Source organism: Cohnella cholangitidis (genome assembly GCF_014107495.1).
Lineage (GTDB): Bacteria > Bacillota > Bacilli > Paenibacillales > Paenibacillaceae > Cohnella > Cohnella cholangitidis.
This window is the reverse complement of record NZ_CP041969.1, coordinates 6,289,164-6,314,097: the sequence shown is the minus strand read 5'-3', so window position 1 is coordinate 6,314,097 and position 24,934 is coordinate 6,289,164. Positions and strand designations below refer to the sequence as shown.

General features: G+C 43.1%; 24 protein-coding genes. 13 read left to right on the top strand and 11 right to left on the bottom strand.

What is annotated here, in order from left to right; translation table 11 throughout:
- Positions 1-201 precede the first annotated feature (201 nt).
- Complete coding sequence (locus FPL14_RS29035) at positions 202-1,146, top strand: hypothetical protein (protein ID WP_182301022.1); 945 nt, start codon at positions 202-204, stop codon at positions 1,144-1,146.
- A 270-nt stretch (positions 1,147-1,416) separates the two neighbouring features.
- Here the strand turns inward: FPL14_RS29035 and FPL14_RS29030 are convergent, their stop codons facing one another.
- Entirely contained in the window at positions 1,417-2,418 is a 1,002-nt protein-coding gene (locus FPL14_RS29030; RefSeq protein ID WP_182301021.1) for a DGQHR domain-containing protein, read from the bottom strand.
- 132 nt (positions 2,419-2,550) lie between these two features.
- On the opposite strand from FPL14_RS29030, the gene FPL14_RS29025 reads away from it, so the two are divergent.
- The 5 genes from FPL14_RS29025 to FPL14_RS29005 all read left to right on the top strand — a co-directional run bounded on the left by FPL14_RS29025 (position 2,551) and on the right by FPL14_RS29005 (position 8,117).
- Complete coding sequence (locus tag FPL14_RS29025) at positions 2,551-2,892, top strand: helix-turn-helix domain-containing protein (RefSeq protein ID WP_182301020.1); 342 nt, start codon at positions 2,551-2,553, stop codon at positions 2,890-2,892.
- 149 nt (positions 2,893-3,041) lie between these two features.
- Positions 3,042-3,716 carry a TnsA endonuclease N-terminal domain-containing protein gene (locus FPL14_RS29020; RefSeq protein WP_182301019.1) on the top strand — a complete coding sequence of 225 codons (675 nt, stop codon included), beginning with the start codon at positions 3,042-3,044 and terminating at the stop codon, positions 3,714-3,716.
- On the top strand, positions 3,694-5,649 hold the full coding sequence (locus FPL14_RS29015) for a hypothetical protein (protein WP_182301018.1): 1,956 nt from the start codon (positions 3,694-3,696) through the stop codon (positions 5,647-5,649). Before FPL14_RS29020 ends, FPL14_RS29015 begins: the two co-directional genes overlap by 23 nt.
- Positions 5,650-5,943: 294 nt before the next feature.
- On the top strand, positions 5,944-6,675 hold the full coding sequence (locus FPL14_RS29010) for a P-loop NTPase family protein (protein WP_324617856.1): 732 nt from the start codon (positions 5,944-5,946) through the stop codon (positions 6,673-6,675).
- Positions 6,672-8,117 (top strand): hypothetical protein, encoded by a 1,446-nt coding sequence (locus tag FPL14_RS29005; RefSeq protein ID WP_182301017.1) that lies wholly within the window; start codon positions 6,672-6,674, stop codon positions 8,115-8,117. The genes FPL14_RS29010 and FPL14_RS29005 overlap by 4 nt, the downstream gene beginning before the upstream one ends.
- Positions 8,118-8,850: 733 nt before the next feature.
- On the opposite strand, the gene FPL14_RS29000 is transcribed toward FPL14_RS29005, so the two are convergent.
- Positions 8,851-9,927 (bottom strand): glycosyltransferase WbsX family protein, encoded by a 1,077-nt coding sequence (locus tag FPL14_RS29000; protein ID WP_182301016.1) that lies wholly within the window; start codon positions 9,925-9,927, stop codon positions 8,851-8,853.
- 205 nt (positions 9,928-10,132) lie between these two features.
- On the opposite strand from FPL14_RS29000, the gene FPL14_RS28995 reads away from it, so the two are divergent.
- The 5 genes from FPL14_RS28995 to FPL14_RS28975 are packed head-to-tail and all read left to right on the top strand — an operon-like array spanning position 10,133 to position 15,348.
- A complete protein-coding gene (locus FPL14_RS28995; protein ID WP_407644632.1) occupies positions 10,133-11,689 on the top strand; it encodes a spore germination protein in 1,557 nt (518 codons plus the stop codon).
- A gap of 30 nt (positions 11,690-11,719) precedes the next feature.
- Positions 11,720-12,823, top strand: a complete 1,104-nt coding sequence (locus FPL14_RS28990) for a GerAB/ArcD/ProY family transporter (RefSeq protein WP_182301015.1) — start codon at positions 11,720-11,722, stop codon at positions 12,821-12,823.
- On the top strand, positions 12,820-14,025 hold the full coding sequence (locus FPL14_RS28985; protein WP_229263714.1) for a Ger(x)C family spore germination protein: 1,206 nt from the start codon (positions 12,820-12,822) through the stop codon (positions 14,023-14,025). Before FPL14_RS28990 ends, FPL14_RS28985 begins: the two co-directional genes overlap by 4 nt.
- On the top strand, positions 14,022-14,243 hold the full coding sequence (locus FPL14_RS28980; RefSeq protein ID WP_182301014.1) for a hypothetical protein: 222 nt from the start codon (positions 14,022-14,024) through the stop codon (positions 14,241-14,243). The genes FPL14_RS28985 and FPL14_RS28980 overlap by 4 nt, the downstream gene beginning before the upstream one ends.
- Positions 14,244-14,262: 19 nt before the next feature.
- Positions 14,263-15,348: a GerAB/ArcD/ProY family transporter gene (locus tag FPL14_RS28975; protein ID WP_182301013.1), complete on the top strand. Its 1,086-nt coding sequence runs from the start codon at positions 14,263-14,265 to the stop codon at positions 15,346-15,348.
- A gap of 31 nt (positions 15,349-15,379) precedes the next feature.
- Here the strand turns inward: FPL14_RS28975 and FPL14_RS28970 are convergent, their stop codons facing one another.
- The 4 genes from FPL14_RS28970 to FPL14_RS28955 all read right to left on the bottom strand — a co-directional run bounded on the left by FPL14_RS28970 (position 15,380) and on the right by FPL14_RS28955 (position 19,793).
- On the bottom strand, positions 15,380-17,251 hold the full coding sequence (locus FPL14_RS28970) for an FtsX-like permease family protein (RefSeq protein ID WP_182301012.1): 1,872 nt from the start codon (positions 17,249-17,251) through the stop codon (positions 15,380-15,382).
- Positions 17,226-17,996 (bottom strand): ABC transporter ATP-binding protein, encoded by a 771-nt coding sequence (locus FPL14_RS28965; protein ID WP_182301011.1) that lies wholly within the window; start codon positions 17,994-17,996, stop codon positions 17,226-17,228. Before FPL14_RS28965 ends, FPL14_RS28970 begins: the two co-directional genes overlap by 26 nt.
- 99 nt (positions 17,997-18,095) lie before the next feature.
- Positions 18,096-19,088, bottom strand: coding sequence for a sensor histidine kinase (locus FPL14_RS28960; RefSeq protein ID WP_182301010.1), 993 nt, complete (start codon positions 19,086-19,088; stop codon positions 18,096-18,098).
- Between the two features lie 3 nt (positions 19,089-19,091).
- On the bottom strand, positions 19,092-19,793 hold the full coding sequence (locus FPL14_RS28955; protein ID WP_182301009.1) for a response regulator transcription factor: 702 nt from the start codon (positions 19,791-19,793) through the stop codon (positions 19,092-19,094).
- A gap of 165 nt (positions 19,794-19,958) precedes the next feature.
- On the opposite strand from FPL14_RS28955, the gene FPL14_RS28950 reads away from it, so the two are divergent.
- Positions 19,959-20,507 carry a hypothetical protein gene (locus FPL14_RS28950; RefSeq protein WP_182301008.1) on the top strand — a complete coding sequence of 183 codons (549 nt, stop codon included), beginning with the start codon at positions 19,959-19,961 and terminating at the stop codon, positions 20,505-20,507.
- 17 nt (positions 20,508-20,524) lie between these two features.
- On the opposite strand, the gene FPL14_RS28945 is transcribed toward FPL14_RS28950, so the two are convergent.
- From FPL14_RS28945 to FPL14_RS28935, 3 genes are all read right to left on the bottom strand, one after another.
- Positions 20,525-20,827, bottom strand: a complete 303-nt coding sequence (locus FPL14_RS28945) for an MTH1187 family thiamine-binding protein (protein ID WP_182304215.1) — start codon at positions 20,825-20,827, stop codon at positions 20,525-20,527.
- A gap of 22 nt (positions 20,828-20,849) precedes the next feature.
- A complete protein-coding gene (locus FPL14_RS28940) occupies positions 20,850-21,953 on the bottom strand; it encodes a nitric oxide synthase oxygenase (RefSeq protein ID WP_229263713.1) in 1,104 nt (367 codons plus the stop codon).
- A 135-nt stretch (positions 21,954-22,088) separates the two neighbouring features.
- Positions 22,089-22,790 carry a hypothetical protein gene (locus tag FPL14_RS28935; RefSeq protein ID WP_182301007.1) on the bottom strand — a complete coding sequence of 234 codons (702 nt, stop codon included), beginning with the start codon at positions 22,788-22,790 and terminating at the stop codon, positions 22,089-22,091.
- Positions 22,791-22,946: 156 nt separating this feature from the next.
- Here FPL14_RS28935 and xerS point away from each other — a divergent pair, with 156 nt between their 5' ends.
- Positions 22,947-24,032, top strand: coding sequence for a tyrosine recombinase XerS (gene xerS, locus FPL14_RS28930; protein WP_182301006.1), 1,086 nt, complete (start codon positions 22,947-22,949; stop codon positions 24,030-24,032).
- A 46-nt stretch (positions 24,033-24,078) separates the two neighbouring features.
- Here the strand turns inward: xerS and FPL14_RS28925 are convergent, their stop codons facing one another.
- Both FPL14_RS28925 and FPL14_RS28920 read right to left on the bottom strand, forming a co-directional pair.
- Positions 24,079-24,336, bottom strand: a complete 258-nt coding sequence (locus FPL14_RS28925) for a hypothetical protein (RefSeq protein WP_182301005.1) — start codon at positions 24,334-24,336, stop codon at positions 24,079-24,081.
- Positions 24,305-24,931 (bottom strand): DUF3990 domain-containing protein, encoded by a 627-nt coding sequence (locus tag FPL14_RS28920; protein WP_182301004.1) that lies wholly within the window; start codon positions 24,929-24,931, stop codon positions 24,305-24,307. The genes FPL14_RS28925 and FPL14_RS28920 overlap by 32 nt, the downstream gene beginning before the upstream one ends.
- Positions 24,932-24,934 lie beyond the last annotated feature (3 nt).

Sequence of the window (24,934 nt, the reverse complement as noted above, 5' to 3'; positions counted from 1 at the left end):
TGAAAGAAAATACCGTATAAGACTGAAAAATAAAGTTATAGAGTGAGACTAATAATGCGCCATTAAGGTAATGGGCAGAAGTTGAATTACATTATGAATCTGGTACATATAAACGTATTTAGATTTGATGGAACGTCGACACATGTACTGAGAACGGTGTTGTGCTCTATAGGCTGATATTATCGAGGAGGACTTCACCATATGATCTTGCCTGAAAACTTGCCATGTCTGTTCTGTCAAACAATCGGCCAAACCCAAATTAAAGACGAAGTTTTGTATTTCTCCTGTCTCTGCACCGCAGGGAAGGGCTGGTATACGATTGATCGTAATTGTTATGACGACTATAAGATGGGACAGTACCAAGAGCACATCATCTCTGGTTACATACGTGAGTTATCCGAAGATGCTCAACGTGTACATATTGACGCGGACAATATTGACCAGATCGTCCGTTCTCCGCTCATTCCGAAACACGTTCGTGATAAGGTGGACAAGTTGATCGTATATCTGTACCGAAACACTGCGGTTATCGGGGAACCGGTCTACTTAAGCGAAACAGATTTCAATCTGACATACTCACCAAAGTCAACGGAATTATATTCATTATTGGACTACTTGAAATCCAAAGGGTATTTAGATCCGAAGGGTTATGTAGACATCTCTTCACGGGGTACTATCATGACTCCAGAAGGGTTGGAGATAGGATACGACCTTCTTAACCGACGAATTAAGTCAACCCAATGCTTTATCGCAATGTCTTTTTCACTTGATCTGCTACATTCGTTCAAGGAACATGTCATGCCGAGGATCCGCGAGACGGGCTTTGAACCGGTCACCGTCGACATCGTTCAGCATAATGAAAACATCGTGGACCGGATCATTTACGAGATTAAGAATTCTAGGTTCGTAGTAGCGGATTTTACGCAGCAAAAACACGGTGTATATTACGAGGCCGGGTATGCGAAAGGACTCGGCCTGGAAGTCATCTGGACTGTCCACGAAGACGATATTAAGAACTGCCACTTTGACACGAGACAGATGAATCATATCGTCTGGAGGTCTGTTGAGGAACTTGGCGAGCGGTTACGTGACCGGATCCTTGCAACGATACCTGGAGCACGTCATACTAAAACCCTGTTAAGCTAAACGGAAAATGAAGTTCAATAAAACAGCGGTAATCTAGGACTTTATTTTCACATCTCTGGCTGCCGCTTTTTCTATTATTTGGGTCAATCTATTACTTATTTTTTCGAAGTCAGATGGTTTTGTGATTTCGAAAAACCGCGTAGGGTCAACACCTGTAGTCTAATACTTTATTTTCCTTGAAAACTAAGTTAACTTCAAAGTAAAAAAGAGCGATCAATAAGATTGCTCTTTTTGCTAATATTTCATGTGACTATTTGAAATTCAACTCTTTCATTTGTTACTTAGCATAATGTTTGTAAGCTCACTTGCCAGTGTTTTTGAACCAGACAACCCTTTTAAATACCGTAGATGTCCGTTAGATCCCCAATCAACTTTCTTTAGTTGAAATATTGCTCTAGTCATTGAGTTATAATCACTTTTTTTATTCTCAATCGAAAAAAACTCATTTAGAATCGATCCACCCGCAATAGACAAAGCATCAAGACAAACAATGTGTGTTATTCTATGACCACTATAATCTAGCCATTCATAGGTGAATGTTTCTTTTATAGAATTGTAGTAAAAGAGGGCAATGTTTAATTTTTCCTCTTTAGGCATTAAGGTGATTTCTTCCTTTTTGAACAAAAAGTGAAGAGTTCGATACAGGTTTTGCAAAGTAATGTGACGTCCTTTAACACGTCTACCAATAATACTTCCAATGTTATAAAAAGGACTGTCTTTACGAACCAATAGCTCAGTAGCGATCCAACTTAATTCATCGGAATCTCTACGCAAATATTTACTTAGCGAAGGGCCGATTCCTTTTGCTTTTGTATTAATTGTATCAAATAATTGAATTTCCTCGTCTTCATCAAGCGAGTGAAAAGCGAGGAATGGAACCATGATATCCGCATTGGTTTCTTGAACATATCGTTTAATACCACCGACTCGATGTTGTCCATCCATTAGAGATGCTTTTCCTTTGCAAAATAATCTACCAATGTTTAACCTTTGCTTATCGTAGGCATTAAACTCCCAATTCGCACTTGCATTAAGAAGAATTGGTGTGAAAAGTGCATCGTCACCTTTAGAAAGGTAGAGGGCAAAATCATGACACCTTTTTGGGTCAACTGGTCTTTGATACCCCTTACCAGAAGCATCATCAAACGGTTTAACTACGGTCAGACTTAGTGCTACTGCTGCAGGTACACTACTCTGATAAATTACTTTTCCTCGCATTTTGCTCTGTATTACGTTTTCAATTACTATCTGTTGAGGCATAGTTCTATCCATTGATGTTCACTCCATGATGTGTTTATTACACAAATATAAAACTTATAAGTGGTTTTATCAATGGAATATATAGTATGGTGATCTGTCGTTCGCATTAATACTTTCCTACGCTTATTTCAGGTGGTGGTATGAATGGCGGAACTATCCAATCTAGTTGGAGCAAGAATCCGGCAAATAAGAAAAGAACGTGGGATAACACAAGAACAACTTGGAGAACGGGCCCAACTTCAAAGTACATATATTGGTGGAGTCGAACGGGGAGAACGGAACATTTCCTTAGATACTCTTGAAAAAATCATTGTTGCGTTGGAAATGAAATTGCCAGAGTTTTTTTACTTCGGGGATATTAGTGTTGATAGTCCTGACGTTGAGAAGGCGCAACTCATTAACACTTATATTTCAAAACTAATGCTTCAAAACAAGCGTGAGATACAGAGAATGATAAATATCCATAAAGAAGTGTTCGATAACTAATATCAACTTGCTTAGGCCGCCAATAATGGCGTTTTTTTGTGTTTTTAATCGCATTAACAGATATACTAGGAAGCTTTGTCGAATGTATTGATTTAATTAAAATACCGATCTATCGTAAAAAAATGAAAGGCTATTTGAGGTGATGGACCATGTATACACCGATAACTATTGGACGAAATATGAAGTATGGAAGTAATTATTGGACCGGTTTAAGCTCGAAAATTAATAGAAAAGTCCAATTCTATAGTGACCTAGAGTATGACCATTGGGTACATGTTGAAACTAACCCTAAAGTGAAGTCATTTTGTGAGCAGCCATTAAAAATACGCCACTCAATGAATGGAGAGGTTGTTGATTCGATTTTTGATATGTGGATCCTTTTCACCGATGGGACTGAGTTGTTCGTTGAAGTAAAATATCAATCAGAACTTCAACCTGGCAATCCTAAATATGAAAGAACTATTCGACAGACGAGTGCACAAGAAGAATGGTGCCGCTCAAACAATAAAAAATATCAAATCAAAACGGATGCGACTATTCGAAGCAACTCATTGTACCTATCGAATTTAAAACAAATCATTTCGTATACTCGGAATCGTATTGCGCCTATAGAGATGGATAAACATCGAATCATGAATTGTATAGAGGATAAAAAGATGAGTCTTCGGGACATTGAAAGTACATTGTATAGCCTAAGTCCTCAAAGAATCCGTGAATCGATTTGTATCCTCATTTACTTGGGATATTTCAATGCAAATATTGATTCATGTGTAATTGGACCTTCTTTGGAGGTGTGGAGAAATGCCCAAACGAAGAATAACTGAAGATCATTCTTATTCAAAAGAGGCATTGGATATAAAATCTTGGCCAAATGTACTAATAGATAATTTAACTCCTGATGAAAAAGAAGTTTATCTAAAGAGAAAAAAAGCAATTGATATGTACTTTAGCGAACACCCTATAAAAACAATTCGACAAGAAGTAGGAATTGATTTCAATACATTACGTAGACTCATTAGACGTTGCTTAATGCAAAATGCGAATGGTGAGGTTTATGGATATCGTGGCCTTATTCCGCAAAAAAAGCTGATTCAATATAAAAGACTTGATCGTGGAAACAGTTCTAATTATTCGGGCATGTTTTCCGATCTACTTAAAACTTATCCTATACTTAAAGAAGAAATTGAGGCGTATTATTTTCAAAATAACAGAAGAAAATTAACTGATCCCAAAATGAAAGCTAAATATATTCACAAGAAGTTTATTGAAAAGTGTAAGGCAATTGGCTTGAAGGAGCATATGTACCCATTTACAACACAAACATTAGCAAAACGTTCTTTAGAGCGCTACTTAAAGGAACTTGATAATCAGAATTTTGCTCTTGCTGCTAAACGTAGTGGGGAAGCAGCGTCAAAAATAGCCAATACAACTGGAATAAATAATGAACACAATTTATCAATTCTTCGCCCACTTGAAAGAGTACAGTTTGATGGACATAGAATAGATGGTATCTTCTCAATAACTTTTAAGACGCCAGATGGTGATGAAATAACCAAAGTCCTGGAACGACTTTGGTTGTTAGTAATTTTGGATGTCGCAACAAGAGCAATCGTTGGCTATTATTTAAGTGCTAATATCGAATATACCGCACCTGATGTAATGCAATGCATTAAAAATTGTGTAATTCCGAAGACCAAAAAAGAACTAACAATTCCGGGATTAAGTCATAAAGAACGAGGAGGCTTTCCTAGCGAATGTTTTCCTGATATGCAATGGGGACTTTGGGATGAGTTACTTTATGATAATGGCAAATCAAATTTATCAGCCCTAGTAACGGATCGTTTAGATTATGTAGTAGGATGCTCAACTAACGCCGGCCCAGTTGCAGTGCCTGTACGAAGAGGATATATAGAAAGATTCTTTGGGGTTCTTGAAGAAAGTGGCTATCATCGAATGATAAATACAACTGGTAACAACCCAAAGGATCCAAGAAGAAACAACCCAGAAATTAATGCTGTTAAATATTCGATTTCATTTGAACATCTTGAAGAATTAACTGATGTACTTATTTCTGACTATAATGGGACTCCAAATGAAGGATTAAATAATTTTACGCCACTTGAAATTCTTGAACAAAGAATTGAAAGAGGATTAATACCACGCATAATGCCTGAAGAAAAAAGAGGGGACGCCATTTTTCTATCTGCAAAAGCTAAACGTAAGGTCAATGGAAATATTAAAGAAGGCAGACGTCCATTTATCCATTATGAAGGTGTAGACTACAGAAATGATATCTTATCAAGAAGTTCAGAACTTATAGGGGTAACAATGGATTTGATCATTAACATTGATGATTTGAGGGTGCTACAAGCTTATTTACCGGATGGAAGTGAATTTGGATCATTAACTGCTGTCGGGAAGTGGGGTATAACTCCACATTCACTACAGACACGTTTACAAATAAATAAATTAAAAGCTAGGAAATTGCTATTTTTCACGTCAGAAGATGATCCAATAGATTGTTATCATCGATATTTGGAAGAACAAGCTTTAACTAATAAGCAAAGCAGAAATCGTTTAGTTGAACAGCAGCGGAAAAAGAAAAAGCATGAAAAAATAAATGATAAGAATGCAGATGAAAGTAAACTAACTGCAAATGAAGATCAATCAAATAAACCGTCAAATATCGTTGATATTTCTAGAGGTAATAATCCAATAAAAAGAGTTGAGAAAAACTTTAAAACCATTACCTTCTAGGAGGGAGGAGCAATTGCTAATAAATGCAGAAACTTCGTCCACACCGTACTTACAAGAGTTTCAACATAGACCACTATTACCTCCTCAATCACATCCAATTGAAACCGGCCGTTATCTATTACAGACAAATCAAATAGAATCTCTTAGAGAAACTTTATCGAGATGGATAGACAATAGAGTTCCTGGTGGAATTGTATATGGACGACCAAGGCTAGGAAAGACACGTGCAATAAATTTTTTAATGCATGTGTTACCAAGTGATTTCAATCAAAATATACCTATCTTTAGTCTTAAATGCCGGCAATACAAAAATGCAAACGAGGGAGTATTTTCGAAGATATTTTAAGGGACATTAAACATGCTCATCCATCCTCTGGAAAAGCTTCTCACAAACGAGATAGACTCACAAAATTCTTACTCGAAACGGTTGATGCTTCGAAGCAACATAGGCTAGTTTTTTTTCTTGATGACGCGCAACGCCTCGTTGAAATGCAATATGGTTGGTTAATGGATATATACAATGAATTAGACAGTAATGGAATATTTCTAACAGCAATTTTGGTAGGGCAAAAGGAACTAATTCATCAGCGAAGCGCATTTCAGCTTGCAAATAAATTGCAGCTCGTTGGTCGATTTATGATTGATGATTACAAATTTTCTGGAATAAAGACCTTAGATGACGTACAAACATGTCTTGCCGGTTACGATCAATATTCAGACTATCCTGTAGGATCTGGGTTGTCATTTACTAGATACTTTTTCCCGGATGCTTTTGAAAGAGGAATGAGGCTTGAGGATTGTGCGACAGATTTATTTGAGTCATTCGCTTCTGCAAGAAATGAAGCAGGTTTGTTTAAGATATCAGAGATTCCAATGCAATATTTTACTCTTACAATAGATTATGTCTTACGTCGTTTCGGAAGAAATGGGCATGATCTTGAACGTTTAAGTAAGACACAATGGTCAGATGCAATTAAACATTCCGGGTATATTCAATCAGAGGTAAATCAGGGGGTAACCGATTGAATTCAAAAATTATTCTTTTACCGGATAAAACAAATAAAAACACTCATTACACTTGGAATCCTGATTGGATAAAAAACTACGAATCACCTTGGAGTGTTTTTGAAAAGTATAAATATGCAAATTCTATTTTTAGCAAAGATTTCTTAACTACATTTGGAACTGATGAATTAAATGCATTAAAGCATTTATCATTGACCAAGATTAATACAAATTTAGAAAATATGGATCGGATATGTACCGATAAAATAAATCAAATATTATTGAAACCAGTAAAAGAAATCTCTCAGCAAAATATAAAACTCCTCAAAGAACGATTACCCCAAAAAAACTTATTTAGAGAAGAATTGACTTATTGTAAAATATGTCTTCATAAGGGATACCATAGTATATTTCACCAATTAAATGTGATTAATAATTGCCCCTTTCACCCGCATGCCAAGTTGTACAAAGGCTGTCCAAAATGCTACAAACGAATACTTTATTCAATCAATGATGACATATGTTTATATCGTTGTAAGTGCGGTTATGAATTCGTTAAAAATACCAAAAGTATGCTAAAAAAATGGGTTACACACAAGCCGGAAATTGTTTCGCCGGCTATTTTGCGTTTGCTTAAATTAAATGAAAATGAGATTGATTTACTGAAAAATGTTATCTTTATACAACCAAATGTATTAGAAGTACAAAATGACTTATTAAATATTTGCTTAAGTCAAGTAGATACAACATTTATGGATGACAGCAATTGCAAGCAAACAGTCTATTACTCAAATAAACTTATTGCAGGGAAGACGCAAAAAAACTACGAGAAATCGATAAAGAAAAATGATTATTGGGGGAGTATGTTCTTTAATGAGCGTATTGATGAAGAGATTTATGAGCAAACAGAAAAAACTTATAGTTCTTTGGCAGCAAGACTTCGGAGGACTGTTTTGAAAGATCATATACGTTGCTTGAAGAAAATCTTCAAAGAAAAAGAGACTTGTCCTTACGCATATGCATATTTGAACTGGAGAGTTTGTATTGAAGGTCTAATGAAACATTCAGATGTTATTAAACCACATTATAAAACTTACAGGAAGAACCACACGGGGCTTTTATCAGCGGCACATCAGGAGTACTTTAGGGGAGTAAGAATCTACAAAAACAAGAAAGAGAATGTATTAGACATTGAACGAACTAAGTGGGCAATTAATCATTTATTCTACCATATACTTTTAAAGCACTTTTATAATTGGTTAGAATTTGCCGCTAAAAAGAAATATATGATAGACGGTAAAGTGTACTATTATTACTATTCTCCATTTGTGGATGAACCATTACCTTTCGTTATGATTAGAAATAAAAAAAATCGAACTGAAGTACACGTTTGGGAGAACATTAAGTCAAAACATAAACAATGTCATTGTCCATATAAGAATCTGAAGAACGATAAAGAGTAGGGGGTGTCTTGTTTTATTTATGATTGAGATTAAGGACTCAAAGTAACAGTAATCATCCTTATCTGTACTAATAACTTACTATGTAGTTAAGTTGGAACTTTAGAAATAATTAATCAGTCATTCTCCACAACAAATGATTGTAGCTATATGACACTATGTTCTTGTCGCAAAACTTTCTTGAAGTATTACTTATGCCAGCATGTTCTTGTCGCAAAAACTTTTGCGAGTATGTTCATGTCGCGAAGGGTAGTATGTTCATGTCGCTACACAGTAATTTCGACTAGTGTTTAAGGACTCCGTATGTACATATGTGCAAAATACGGGTTTTGTGAAAAAGTAATCCGAAGATTTAAGTGAGCATATACAGTTACTATACTGTACGGCTATTGTACCAATCGCTTACTATATTACGTCATGTATGTATTGTGTTTATCTATTGTCTAATACAACTCAATCTTCTAACCAGAACTCATCGATCATTGTTATCGTTGAGTTCTGGTTGTTTAATATTCATAGCTTCGAATTTACTGTGTAATTGTTTGCGAATGCTTCAAACGTTATTAATTACTTGTTATTCGTATATCGATATTTGCTAACGAATTCGTTTTGCAATAACTTCATATGTCGTCATTAATTAACCATATTAATGATTATTACTGTTTTGCTGATCTTATATACATCATCACGATCATTTTATGATTGCTACATTTTTAAATTTGGTAAAATTTTCTTTTTAGGTATTATCATCAACCGCTTTCTTTAATTCCTCCAAATACCGGCGGCCGTATTTTTTGTCGGGTTCGAGGTAGGCGCCTTCACCCCATTCGTTCCAAGCATTGAAGAACATGAATTCCGAGTGATAGTTTTCTTTAGCTTTCTTGATGCCGGCGGATAAGTAAGCTCCGAACTTCTCCGGCGAAGCGCCTTTAAGCATAGATCCGTTAAATCCCCTTCTCGGGGTGTTGTCCCAGTCGTTAAAAGCTCCGAAGATAATTTCTTTTCCTTTGCGAGAGACATTGCGTTCTAAGATTCGCCGCCAAACCTCATCGTAATCATACAGCTTAAGAGCGCGTCGAGTTGCCGCGTTAGGGTTCTTAATCCTTTTGTAACGTTTAAGAGGACCTAGATCGAGCCGCATCGTATAGTTAGGTTCGAAGATGATCGTTGCTTCGAATCCTGGAACGTCCGCATCGCGAAAGGCGTTTATCGTCTCGATAAAATAGATTCCCTTCAAACCGTTTTCTTGGGCCAATCGCTGCCAGTATGCTAATCTCTCCGTACAATTCGGAATGCCTGCAGCGTTATAAATGACAAATATCGGCTTTCCTTGATAACGAATGTATCTAGGATCCTGGAAACAACCGAGCAAATAGTCGAAATGCTGCTTCCAGTCGCTCTCATCCCCGTAATCTTGGTGAAGAAGAAGCCGATCTTTCGTGGATTCCCCTACTCCGTTCCACTTTACCCAATTGTGGTTTGCCCAGCTTAAGCAAAAAGGGAAATCCGGTTGACCCGATCTTAACACTTCATTGAACGGTTTTTCCAACAACCTCTTTCCTTGAAACCAATAATGATAGTAACAAAAACCGTAAATCCCGTATTTCCGTGCGAGATCTGCTTGCTTCTGCCTCGCGGAAGGATCCATTAAATCATAATACCGGTTCCGGTAAGGTTCCCTTGGCTGATAATGCTCCGAAAACAACGGTTTCGCTCGACGTGTGAAAGTCCACTCCGTAAAACCGTCTTCCCACCATTCGTCGTTTTCCGGAACTCGATGGAATTGGGGCAAATAATAGGCGATGAATTTCAAATTTCTATTCGCTCCCTCTTCAGTATGGAATGATCTTTCAAGCGTTCTGACCTATTCTATGATGCGAATCCGGTCTTGGCTTATTATGGTTCGGATTTTCAAAGATGAATATCATCCTGCTGAAATGGCACAATAAGGAGCAGGAAGAAAATGGGGATTCTGACTCAATGCGTCTCGGATCCCTATTGCGTAAGGGGGAGGAGCTTTGATTAGAAACTATCGCAGACTGTTGTCTGGCCGTTCTAAAAGCAACAACCAACAGAAGCCAGAAACCAAGCCATCCTCCCCCCTGACCGATAATTATCAATTGAATGAAACAACATTGCGAGAGATCTATTCCAACTGCTTGGATGTCGTATTTCGTCCATTCTTGGTCGGTGGAAAAACGAGAGCAACCTTAATTTATATTGAAGGGCTCACGAATACGGAAGAAGTCAATGACAACCTTCTAGCGCCACTTATGGGCGAAGCGGCAGTAGGCTTGTCCGTTTATGGCTTGCTTGAGAATAAAGTCCATATTTCCAAAGTCGAGACCGTTAAGTCTTATGCGGATTGCGTGGAAGCCTTGTCCGTGGGCAATCCCGTTTTACTGGTAGAAGGAGAAACGGATGGTCTTGCGCTAGGTTTGAATAAGTGGGCCGCGCGATCAATTGAAGAGCCGACCGCAGAGTCGGGAATACGGGGACCTCGGGAAGGTTTCACGGAAACGATCGGTGTAAGCACTTCGCAATTGAGACGAATCATCAAGAGTCCCGCCCTCAAGATCGAAGCTATTAAGATCGGCAACTATACGCAGACTCAAGTGATGATCGCTTATATCGAAGGGCTTGCCGATAAAACGGTTCTTGAAGAAGCTCGGCAACGTTTGAAGCGAATTCAGATCGACGGTATTCTGGAAAGCAATTATATCGAGGAGATGATCGAGGATAATCCATACTCGCCTTTCCCGCAAGTGAAGACAACAGAACGGCCGGACACCGCCTGCAGCGCCATGCTTGAAGGTCGCATCGTCATTTTAACGGAAGGATCGCCTTTTGTGATGGTCGTTCCGACCACGCTCTTCTCTTTGCTCCAATCGCATGAAGATTACTATCAGAGATTTTTCATCAGCACGACCATCCGTTGGTTACGCTATACGTTTATTGCCTTATCTTTATTGTTGCCTTCTCTTTATATTGCCGTTCTAACGTATCATCAGGAGATGGTGCCTACGGCTCTATTGATTACTATGGCCTCGTCCAGGGAATCCGTTCCTTTCCCGGCTCTCATAGAGGCATTGCTAATGGAAGTTACGTTCGAAGTGCTTCGGGAAGCCGGAGTTCGTTTGCCCAAGCAAGTAGGCGCCGCGGTAAGCATCGTCGGAGCGCTAGTGATTGGGCAGGCCGCCGTTCAAGCGGGGATCGTCTCGGCGCCTATGGTTATCGTCGTCGCGATTACGGGTATTGCCTCTTTCATGATTCCACGATATGTCATTGGAATAGCGATTCGGCTGCTTCGTTTTCCAATTATGTTCCTTGCAGGTACATTGGGATTGCTGGGGATCATGCTAGGGGTCATCATGATCATCATCCATCTATGCAATTTGCGGTCCTTCGGAGTGCCCTATCTCAGCACGATAGCCCCATTTAAAGGCTCGGAGCTTAAAGACGTGGCATGGAGAGCGCCTTGGTGGATGATGGATACACGTCCCCATCATACGGAGAATACGAACTTAACCAGACAAGCGCCAGGTCAAAAACCGAGTCCCGACAACAATAAATGAACCCTTAACCTGAATCGAGGTCTGTATACGATGCTGGAGAAAGGAAAAATTTCCGCCGCTCAATTGGCATTGATGATGTATGCCACTATCGTAGGAACAGTGCTCCTTTCGGTTCCCTCTGTTATTGGCAGGTATGCAAAGAATGATTTGTGGATATCGCCGATCTGGGCGGCTATGATCGGCATGATTGCCGTGTATACCGCATATCGGCTGCATCAGTTTTACCCCAAGCGTACGATTATTCAATACATCCCGCTTATCATAGGCCGGATTCCCGGTAAGCTGCTCGGGCTTAGCTATCTCTTTTTCTATCTCGTGATGAATGGGCACGGTGTACGGATATACGCCGATTTTATTGTAGGTACTTCGCTTCCATTCACTCCGATGTACATCATCGTAGGAAGTATGATTATTGTTTGTTGCTTGGCGGTAAAAGGAGGCGTTGAAGGTATCGGAAGAGCATCGCAGATCATCATCCCCTTCTATTTCCTAACGTTTATATTATTAATTGCGTTTCTTACGTCGGATATGAAGCTTGAACGCATTTTACCAGTTCTCGAGCATGGACTTGTGCCGACGATAAAAGGCGCTCTTACCCCGCAAGGGTGGTTTGCGGAAACGCTGCTCATCTCCTTTCTGCTTCCAAACTTGTCGAATGGGGATAAAGCAATAAAATGGGTGGCGATTTCCGTAGTCATGGCGATGTTGACGTTAGTCATTACGAATCTGACCGTACTCTTCATGTACGGAAGCGAGCTGCCGAGACTTACATATCCCCTGCTGTCGGCTACTCGTTATATTAGCTACGCCAATTTTTTCGAGAACATTGAATCGATTATCGTCGCGATCTGGGTATTGAGCAATTTCATCAAATTTACGATCGTGCTTTACGCGCTTGTGCTGGGATCCGCTCAATTGTTCAATCTTTCCGATTATCGTCCTCTCGTAATGCCGATCGGTTTTCTAACTGCGTTAATAAGTTTCTGGAGCCTGCCTAGTCAAATGGATCTAAGCGAATATTCGACGTTGGTCTGGCCGGTTTACTCTCTTCTGTATCAAACTTTAATACCAATGCTTCTAATGCTGGTTGCCTTTATTCGTACGCGAAACTCGAAAGGTGAGCGTTCCCCTTGAACAAAACAACGATTTGCATTTTCCCTGCCGCAATTTGGATCGGAGTTGCCTTGCTGCTTAACGGTTGTTGGGATCGTACTGAGATTAATGATATGGCCATCATTACGGCAGCATCCATCGATAAGATTGACGACCGCGGAATTGAGCTTTCTTTGCAAGTGTTTATCCCGCGCGCTCTCGGAGGAGGAGGCGGAATGGGCGGCGGTCCATCCAGCGGCGGGCAAAAATTAACGTTGGTAAGATCGGGAAAAGGGCACAATATCGCGGATGCGATGTCCAAGCTTCAATCGAAGCTTCCCCGCAAAGTGTTCTGGGGACATTGCAAAGTGTTCGTACTTGGCGAGCAATTCGCCCGTAACGGCGTGAAAGAAGAAATGGATTTTCTAGCGCGTCATCCTCAACCGAGAGAGAGAGCCTATATGTACGTAAGCAAAGGCAAAGCTTCCGAGACGCTCTCCGTGCTCCCTCCTCTCGAACGTTATTCGGCGGAAGTAATGAGGGGATTTTCCGATATGCAGATTGGCATGAAGGTTACGATGAAAGACTTTCTTGTGTCGCTCAATACGGATGGCGGCGCGGCAGCCCTTCCGATGCTAGGGATATCTCATCCTCAGAAAGGGGAAAAGAAAACCGAGAAAATTCCCTTCGTCATTGGTACCGGAGTATTTAAGGGGGATAAATTGGTCGGCAGTATCTCGATGAGATTAACAAGGGGAGTATTATGGATGCGCAAGGAATTGGAGAAAGCGACGATTACGGTTAAACCCAGAAGCGCAAACGAAGGGTATATTACGATGAATCCGTCCCATCAATCGATTAAACTGACGCCGCATATCCGTAACGGCAATTGGTTAATGACGTTAAAAATCAAAACAGAGGGCGACTTGGTGCAAAACGGAACGAATCTAGATCCAATGAATCCTGACTTGCTTAGAGTGATGGAGCAAGCGGTTCAAGAAAGCATCGCGAATAGAATCGAAGACGCTTTGGAGAAGGTGCAAAAAGAAATGAAGGCGGATATTATGGGTTTCGCGGAAGAGTTTCACCGAATCTACCCCAAACAATGGGAAGAAGTTCAGAAGAACTGGGATGAAGTGTTCCCCACGGTCCAAGTGAACATGAATATACAAGTGAACATTCGACGTCCGGGACTGGGTACCGTACCGGCAGCCGTACCGGAAGACGAGGTGAAAAAACAATGAATTGGAGAGTGATGATCGGCACCGCAGTAGTTATAGCCGCAATCGTTGCTTACGAGTGGCCGAAAATGAAGCATTATCCTAGAAAAGATAAAGCTTCATTTATCGTGCTGATTTTGCTCGGATGGATTTTAGCCCAATTTGATCTGCAGTATTTGGCAGGACCGACAACGTTGCTCGAATCCATCTTTAAGCCGGTATCGAAGCTACTTAATATGTAATGGAGAGGTGATGGAAACGATGATCGAAAAAGGAAAAATATCCGCTTATCAGATGGGTTTTATGATGTACCCGACCATCATGGCGACGGCGATACTCATCGTACCTGGGATTACGGGAAAATATGCTCATAATGACCTCTGGTTATCCCCCATTCTTGCCTCGTTGGTAGGATTTATTACGGTATTGATCGCCTATCGATTAAATAAACTATATCCGAATCAAACCGTTATACAATACTGTCAAAGTATCTTGGGGCGATATCTTGGCAAAGCGCTCGGTCTTGCATATATCCTCTTCTACATGCACACCAGTGGAGTTGTTCTTCGGCAATACTCGGATTTTATTTCACTCTCTTTCCTTCCTCGTACGCCCATGATTATGATTAGCTCGACCTTAATTCTGGCCGCGGCATTCGCGGTACGCAACGGAATAGAGAGCGTGGCAAGAAGCGCGTTCATCTGCGCGATCATCTTCATGGTTCCCGCAACTTTTATGCTGTTTCTAATTCCGGATTTGGACCTGAAGAATCTACTACCCGTTATGGAACATGGCATCATGCCATCCCTTCACGGGGCGATTATCCCTCAATCTTGGTTTAGCGAGTTTTTCTTGATCGCCTTCTTGCTCCCCTACCTATCAGACGACAAAAAAGGGATGAAGTGGGGGTTATTGTCCGTTCTATTCGTCATGATTGGTCTAACCTACGTCAACTTGTTGATTTTGTTTTTATTCGGACACTACGTGTCCTCGATGCAATATCCGCTTATGACGGCATTTCGTTACATTAGCGTCGCGGGTTTCTTGGATAATTTCGAATCCGTTGTCATGGCGATATGGGTTCTCGGGAACTTCGTGAAAATCTCGGTATTCTACTATGCCGTATCGCTTGGTCTCTCCCAATGGTTGAATCTAGTCGACATGAGGCCTGTTGTTACAGCGATAGGCCTCATGATGATTATTTTCAGCTATTGGGGTTTGCAAAACTTACTAGATGTTACCTTATATTTTACGGAAGCCTTCATCATCTTTGGGACGTTGATGCAAACTTTCGTGCCAGCCTTGTTGCTAGCTATCGGATATGTTCGCAGATTGAAGGTTACATAATTTTTGTTATGTCCGCTATCAGTTTATGCAACTACGAAATGACCTGTTTCACGTATCTAGCGCGAATGCCGACGAAATATACGAATTGGATGAGCACGAATGTTCCAAGCACCAAGATGGACTCTTTCATAAGAGAATAACCGAACATATTCTGCATGGAAGTTAACGCAACGGCACCATGCACCGTAGCCACGGCAATCGGGATAAAAAACAAAATGAGCAGCTGCTTGGTCAAAATACCGGATAATTCCCCGTTCGTTAAGCCTAACTTCGTAATCGCCGTGAATTTGCGCTTGTCATCAGGCAAATCCGCGTAAAGTCTGAAATAGAGGAAACTGCCCGCAGCCACGAAGAATACCGCGCCGATGAACAATCCGATGAACAGTACAACGCCGTAGCTTTGGTTCATCGAATGCAGATCGTAAGCAAGCGACCTAAACCGGTTCTCACCTCCGGACAATTGCTCGTCCAGCCTCTCCCCGATCTCCTTCGTCTTCTTCATCTGATCGACGTCGAACGCATAGAACATGGTCATTTGCTTGATTTCCAAGTTCTCGTACATTTCATCCGTAACGACGTAATAATCGTCATAGGTTGGCAAAGTGATCGACGGGATACTTCCGACCGGCTTCAACTCGATGTCGTCGTTAGCAAGGCGAACGTTCTTCGCTTCACCGGATTGGTTGCCGGCGATCCGATTCGTATAATAGACCATCATCGATTCGTCCGCCTTGAGCTCGGCCGTTTGCTCGCCTGCGGCGCTCGCGATCGCGTTATATTCCGAAGCTTTCACGACAAATACTTTGTGTTCCGATTCGGTTGTTTGCAGTTCCGCCATCGAGGCTTGCAATTTATCGTATTGAAACTTCCCTTTTTTAAGCTCGTTCTCGATTAACTCGACGTCCTTCTCGGTTTGTGCAGTCTTACCGCTATGGGACACATACTCGAACGCGAATGGATTCTCGTCCAACAATACTTCTGTCGACATTGTTTTGAACCCGACCAAGGAACCGATCGCCGAGAAAGCCACGGTAGACAGAATAGCGACCATGAAGAACGTGCGCGCGTTGTCTTTCATCCGGTAAGCAAGGTCGGACAGGAATAACATATTCGTTTTGCGCCAGAAAAAAGCACGGTTGTTCCTGCTCTTGTGAATGACATACACGCTTAATTGAGTAAACAAGAAATAAGTTCCTACGATAACCATGATGGTGACGGGGATCATCGCATAGATGACGAACATTCCCTTCACGATCAAGGCGATCGCATATCCGATGCCTAGCAGCAATACGGCGAACCAAGACAATAAAGCGGATGATTTAGGCTCCTTCTTAGGCATCGTACTCCCTTTGATCAGATCAATGAGTTTATTCGCTCTAAGGATGACGACCGTAAACAAGGAAATGACAACGAACAGCGCCACGAATGCGGCAAAAGTCAGGGCCAACGCCTGAAACGGCATGTAGAACGGCAATGCCTCATCGAGATGAAGGAAACTTTCGGCGGCAAGCAGCATCATTTTGGACATGACCAGCCCTAACCCGATCCCCGATACCGTCGCGCCGAATCCAATAAGTATATTTTCTAGAAATACCATTGTTTTGAGCTGGGTATTGCTCATGCCGAGCATGACCATCAATCCGAATTCTTTCTTTCGGGTTTTCAAGAACGCGCTCATGGAATACAGGACGAAGAAAAAAGAAAACACGTAAATGAGCGATTCCGCGAAATGCATCCCCGTACCGATATGCTTATTAATTTTCCCGCTCGCAAGATCCGGATGAAAGGCGAATACGGCATACACGAAAAATACCATGACGGAGAAAGCGCTGCTCAGAAAATACGCGGCATATGTGCGCTTATTGCGCAACACGTTATTAAACGCGAATTGTCGAAAGGTCATGCGCATTCCCTCCCAACAACGACAGAACGTCTATGATTTTCTGGAAAAAAGCTTGGCGGTTATCTCCACAATTAATCTCATTAAATAATTGGCCGTCTTTGATGAAAATCACCCGATGACAATAACTCGCCGCAACCGCGTCATGGGTAACGAGCATCATCGCCGTTCCTTCATTGCGGTTTATAGCGCTTAGGGCCTCCATTACGTCTCTAGCAGCCTTAGAATCCAGATTCCCCGTCGGTTCGTCCGCGAACAGGAACTTCGGAGTATGAATCATAGCTCGGGCAATCGCGGTCCGTTGCGCTTGACCGCCGGAGATCTCATAGGTCCTCTTCTTCAGAATAGCCTCAATTCCCAGCTTCTTGGCGATTGCGGCTACCTTCTCCTCCATCACCTTTACCCGTTCGCCATCCAAAGTTAGCGGCAAAACGATGTTCTCTTCCACCGTTAACGTATTTAACAGATTGAAATCCTGGAACACGAACCCTAATTCCTTGCGGCGAAAACGAGCCAGCTCGCCTTTATTAAGCTTGTGTGGGTTTTTGCCGTTGATGAGCACCTCACCTGTCGTTGGCGTATCTATCGCGGCTACAAGATTCAGTAACGTTGTTTTTCCGCTGCCCGACGGTCCCATAATACCTACGAATTCTCCTTGCTCGATGGATAAATTGATATCCGTTAACGCTCGGGAAGGAACCTTACCCCCGTAGATTTTATTTAACTGATTAACGCTTAGCATCTCCATGTTCCGACTCTCCTCTACATCTTGCAGCGCGATGTCTGCTTCTAACCCGAGTGTACCCGAAGAGAAGAAGATGCCCTATCGATTTGCCTTTCAGCTTTCTTACATCTTCGTAAGGTAGGAGGAAAAGATCAGCCGTACGCACGTGCCTTCCCCAACCTCGGATTCCAGCTCGATCCGATGACCGAGGCGGTTTGCGATCTCTTGAACGAAATACAGCCCCATTCCCGTCGATTCGCGATATTTGCGTCCGTTATCGCCGGTAAAAAACGGCTGAAAGACTCGCTTACGGTCGGTTAACGGAATTCCGATCCCTCGATCGCGAATTTCCAAAATGCCTTCCGTTCCGGAAACGGAAGACGTAAAAGTTACCTTTTGATGGGAATCGGCAGAATATTTAATGGCATTAGTGATGAGTTGATCGAGCATGAAGCCTAGCCACTTCGCGTCGCTCTCGACGACTAACTCGGAATCGATTCTCATCTCGGGGTATACTTTGTTACCGATAAACATCCTTTTGTTCTCATGTATTACCTTTTCCACGATCATTCTTAGCGATACTCTCGTCACTTGAAAATCCCGATCGAAGGTTTCGAGGCGAGTCGCGTACAATACGGTCTCCAGCCCTTTCTCCATCCGATCGGCTTCTTCGAGTATGCTGGCGGACTGAGGATCGTCTTTCTCCTCCAACATAAGCCGGATAACGGAGAGCGGAGTTTTCATCTGATGCACCCATTGATTCATGAAGTTCAGATGGTCGTTGCGGGACTTCTCGGCAACTTTCAATTGATGCTGATAATGACCGTATTGCGTCTGCAGCAATTGGTCGACCGCCTCGGATAACGGCGTATAGCCGCCCCCTTGAATGGAATCGTCCAACGTTTCCATGGGGTCGGTCAGTCTTCGGTATAACGAGTGATGCGAATAGTACCGGTAGATCAAATACCCCGTAAGCAATACGAGACCGAGGAAAATAGAATACAGGCCCGTCAGGAAGTTTCGGTAACCGTCTAACCAGTATACAAGCAGTACCAAGAACAATTGGACAACATGAAGGATGACGAGGGGCATATGTTCGCGCGCAAAAAGTTTCATCGGCTATTTCCTATCTTCCCATGCCGGAAGAAGCCTGTATCCTGCGCCTCGCACGGTTTCGATTCCGTTATCCGCGCCGATCTCCTGCAGCTTCTTGCGCAACCGGGTAATATTCACGTTTAGCGTATTCTCGTCCACGAAAGACTGATCGTCCCACAACTTCTCCAACAATGCTTCGCGGCTTACGACTCGGGGGGATTGCTGCATGAGCATTTCCAGCAACGCCGTTTCTTTTTTGGTCAACTGGCTCCTTGCTTCGTGCAGTTCTATCTCCATCCGTTCCGGGTACACGTTTAAGCCGGCAAGCTTCACGATTCTTTCCTCGATCAACGGAGCGTATTCGCCGTAACCTCGCCTTAATTGACTGCGAATCTTGGCCATGACGACTTCCATGTGGAAGGGTTTGGTTATGTAGTCATCTCCTCCGTATTCCAGCGCCATCACCTGATCCATCTCTCCCGACCGGGCGGAAATGAATACGATCTGGCATTTGGATACGGAGCGGATTTGCCTGCACCAATAGAAACCGTCGTATTTAGGCAAGTTGACATCCATCAGGACAAGATGAGGATCGTACGATTGGAAGAAAGCAAGCACGTTGTCGAAATGCTCGACGACTCCGGTTTCGTATCCGTATTTCTCGATGTTCGTTTTTAGTAAGTTCGCTAACTTGGGATCATCTTCGCAAATCATGATGCGGTGCAAGGAGATCATCCTCTCGAGTCTTTGGTAGAGTTCGCATCCCGACGGAAGTCGGGGTTCGCTTCGGACTATTATCTGGAAGAAACCTCAACCCGGGTTTGTTAAGAACGGTGATCATTTCCATTAACCTAGAGTTAATCAATCGTTCTCCGGAAGGAGCTTCTTTATATGAAACAAAATGAGATCTTCATCGTGCTGACAGAGACGGGAACTTTGTTCAGCCAAACGATCAAGTGGTTTACCAAAGCGTCTCTAAATCATGCCTCTCTCTCGTTCGACGGCGAGATGAAGGAAGTATACAGCTTCGGCAGGAAAAAGGTCAACAATCCGTTCGTCGGAGGATTCATTAAAGAAAATTTTAACGATCCCTTCTACTACGGCGCAAGCTGCGCGGTCTATCGGTGCACGGTCGACGATCAAGATTATCTGAAAATGCGCCATTACGTTTCGTCCATGCTGAACAACCCCGAGCGTTATAAATACCATTTGCTCGGGTTAGTCGGCATCTTGCTCAACAAGCGAATCACGCGCCAGGACGCTTTCTTCTGTTCTCATTTCGTAGCCTCCGTATTGGAGCAGAGCAACTACCGTCCCATTAACAAACCGTCTTATTTCGTAACGCCGGAAGACTTCGAGCTGTCATTGTCGTCTCAAGAAATTTATAGAGGGTCGTTATCGGGTTATATGAACAGGGTACAGCGCGGATTGTCGGCATAAAAATGTCTAGAAGCAGGCTACAACTTCTGTTCTACGGATTTTACTTTCTGCTCCATCGTACCGATCTTGTCCCTGCGATCATCGATCGTAATCGAGGTCGACACGCGCATTGCCCCGTTAGCGAAAGGTACCTCGTGCATTCTTCTTACTACCGCAAACAAATCTTCCAGTTCCCCTTCTATGATCGTGCTCATGGGAGTGAGTTGATATTTGATCTTCTCTTGAGCCTGCTCAAGAACTTGATATACGGCAGCTACGTAATCTCCCAAGCTTGTCGTTCCTGTTCCGAGTGGTACTGTTGTGACCTGTACGATTGCCATCATGAATTGCTCTCCTTGTTATTTAATAAGGAAGTTGCTGGGCTTTATAATCCGGTTGGATGTCTCGTTCGGTCAAATCGCTTTTATTCCATATCGGAGTAGCTGCGGGAGACATCGGCGGAATGAGCCAAGACCATCTTGCGTTTACGGAACGGCCTTGAGCCTCTTCGCGTTTCATGAAGGTCATGAATTGTTCGGCAGCCGTGTGATGATCGACGATGCTTACTCCATTGGACTTATAAGAATGAATCACGGCCGCATTAAGCTCGAGCAGCGCCCGATCCTTCCACAATGTCGTATTCGAGGATCGATCCAATCCTAACTTATCCGCGATAGCGGGAAGCTCATTATATCGATCGGTATCCGCCAAATTGCGAGCGCCGATCTCCGTTCCCATGTACCATCCGTTAAACGGCGCCGCGGTATAACGAATGCCGCCGACTTCAAGAGCCATGTCCGAGAGGAACGGAACCGCATACCAGCGAAGATTCAACTCCGCGAAGCCTTCGATTTCCGGGTGTACGAGTTCGACTTCTTTAACGTAGTCGTTCGGTATTGGGAACCATTTTGGTTGTTGGCCGTTCATCTGGATAACAATGGGCAGAACATCGTATTTGGATCCTGCTCCTTGCCATCCCAACCGGGAGATCGCTTTCGTTAAGGCAACGGAAGACGGATCTCCAACAATGCCTTCGTTCGTCTCGTAACCGGCATATCGGATAAGCTGATGGTTCCATATCCGAATATATCGGCCATCGTATGACTCAGGCGCAAACACGGTCAGCGTAGGACGAATTCGGCCTTCATTAGTCGCATATGCCATATGTCTCAGAAGCGCCTCTGCGATTTCCTCTTCCGTATTCGCGTCTCTCTCGTCGATGACTTCAAGCGACTCCCAGAATAATCGGCCGATACAGCGGCTGTTGTTGCGCCATGCGACTCTAGCGCCGAACGTCAACTCATCGGTTGTATGGCTGTAAGTACCGGTATTTCTAATTGAAATTACGGCCTCCGCGATCCGGGTTTCTGCCTCTTCTAGGGAACGACCGGTTTCTTCATAATAAAGCCGAATAAAAGCGACTGCAGCTTGTTCGACATCGACCATATTGTTAACCACATTAATCATATTGTTTTCTCCAATTAGTTGACATAATTTTAATTATGTATTTTTGTTGGAATCCACTGTTGTAAAATTACAATTGCAAAAAAAAACAATGAGGGTAGTTTGCACTCCCCTCATTGTATCAAATCAATCGCTTTTTCACGAATCGACTCTTTTGTACTTTATTCTTTTATAATTTTTAATCTGAGTAATCTGTTTTTCATCGCCGAGCGTATAACCAGGATACCATACTTGAACTTTGTCCCCGACTTTTAATGTTTTAGCATCCGTTAGCTGGTCGTCGTTCCAGTATACCGTAATCGGGATTAAACTTAATTTCGTTCCGTCCACCTCGATGACGCTCGGCGAACTATTGGCTTCATTCGTTATGATTTTCGTGATCGTGCCTTGCAGATCTCCATTGCCCGTATCTGAATTAACGATCTCTAATTTACTCCCTTTCGTACTTTCCGGATAGGTTTCTTGGATCGCCGCGTTCGTGCTCTCGGCTTTAACGCGATACCCTATCCGTACGTCCTTGATTACATCCGGCGATCCGGAGAAATCGACCCATACCGCTCTTGGGTTTTTATCCTTGGCTTGTCCATCCTTATCTATGATAAGAACGCCATTGCCATCCAACGCCGTTACCGTTCCCTCTATTTCAACCTTCTTAGCATCCGGTTGTGCGCTGGATGACGACGGCTCGCTTGTCGTCGGTTCGTTTGTCGGCACGTTCGAGCTCGTCGGCGAGCTTGTCCCGGGCGGTGAACCTGCTGGTTCATTTGCATTGTTCCCGCAGGCCGCCAATGAAATCGCGACGGTTAGAATTAAGATGGCCATTAAACTCTGTTTGTACATACGTTCCTCTCCCCTATGTCTATTTGTTGGTCTGTACATGAATATTAGACGCCAGTGGACAACCGATAGTTGCTGGAAACCTTATATTACCACTGCGAGTCTTGAATATTTCAGTGGCAGCTATTACAGTTACTATATAACCTACGAGGTGATCTGATGAATCTCCAAAAGCGCAAAGACCGCGAAGAGTTAGACCAACGAATTCCGAGGATGCCTTGGTACGTAGAGAAATTCATGAATTATAAGCTGCCCGATCTGTCCCCTTCCTCTCTTTTGGAATACATAAGGGATTATGAGGTTTTCTTGTCCTGGCTAATGGCGGAAGGCTTGACTTCGGCCGTGAAAATGACGGAAATTCCGCTCCTCGACCTAGAGCGGCTGCATATGGACAGCGTGGACAACTTCCGAATGTTTCTCGCTACGAAACGGGACAATGCCAATACGAAGACGACGATATCCCGGAAGCTGTCCTCTCTTCGTTCCTTGTTCCACTATTTAAGCCAGATCGCGGAAGACGAGGAATTCTATCCGCTTCTTAAGCGCAACGTCATGGCCAAAGTATCCGTGAAAAGAACGCAGAAGCCTAAGGATACGGCGGCCAAACTAGAAGGCAAGCTGTTGCAAGAGCAAGAAATTCTCGAATTCATTAACTACATTAAACAAGATTACGCCCACGATGTCGCGACGAACAAACAAGCGATTTACGCCCATGAGCTCAACCGTATTCGCGATTGCTGCATCGTAAGCCTTATTCTGAATTCGGGGCTTCGCGTATCCGAGCTCGTCAACCTGAACATGGACGACGTCGATTTCAAGAAGCGGCTAGTCTACGTCTATCGCAAAGGGAAAAACGATGATACTTTCAAGACGCCGGTTTACTTCCGCCAAGACGCTATCGGCGATCTGGAGGAGTATTTAAGGCAACGGGAATCCAGGTATAAGGCGCCGAAGCGCGAGAAAGCTCTGTTCCTAGCGATAGCGAACGGAAAAAAAGAAGGTTCGCGCATGACCAAACGAGCCATTCAAGAGATGGTCATGAAATACGCGAAACGCTTCGGCAAACCCTACCTGTCGGTGCACAAGCTCCGGCATTCCTTCGCCACCGATTACTATTTAAGCAACGATCTGTACAAAACCCAAGAGCAGCTTGGCCATGCTTCCCCGGAAACGACGCAAATCTACGCTCACCTCACCGACAGGACGATGGCTGAAGCGATCGATCGCCGAAAAACGGAAGATTAAGGCTTAGAATAAAGAAAACCACTCCGCCTTATTTGGAGTGGTTTATTTATTGGGCAATCGCCGCTGCTTCTTCTCTTCGCTTAATAATCGCGTTCATCCATTCTTTGCCTGATCGTCCTTCTAGATTGGCTTTGTGGAAATATTCCGCATAGTCGGCCGCCATCGGATATCCGCCGATCAAACCCAATACCGCTCTATACTCTTCGACAATGTCCCTCGCTGCCGCAGGCGTGTAACCGTAGAGCTGCTGCAATTGATCGACGATTGCTTTCTCATAACTGTTTAACCGTTTCCTCGTTGCCAACGTAACGCCACCTTCTTCCCTGATAGACATACGAACCGGTAAGGTTCAACATCGGTGCCAGCGTTTCATCGCAAAATACGATTTGATTGCCCAACTGAAGGCTGTCTAAACGACGGTTTGAATGATTACGCGTAATCTTGTCCAGAAACCATTGACTGTCTTTATTTAATCTTACCCCATCCTGCACGATAATACCAGTATTGGCATCTGCCATAGGACCGATCGCGATATGCGCGTGAGAGCTGCACGGATCCTTGCCGTTAGGGGGAACTTTGCGATGCCTGTAAATGTATTTCGCCCATTCCAGCGACACTCCCGTGAAGATGCGATAGTTCGGCTGAAAGCTCAACCGCTCGGATTCGACGGCGATCTCCAATACGCAGGGCTGTCCTTCATTCCACTTGTCCTGCATCGACTTTGCCCAAGCTTTCGCTTGATCGATCGAGATCGTCGTATACAATCCCGGTCCGAAGTCTCGTCCTTCTTTCCAATATTTCTTGTTCAATAACCGTTCCTTGAAGGATTCTAGATAAATGTCTAAGGTACCGTGATAGACGCTGGAAGGAAATACGATATCGATACTCAGGGTAGGCACCTC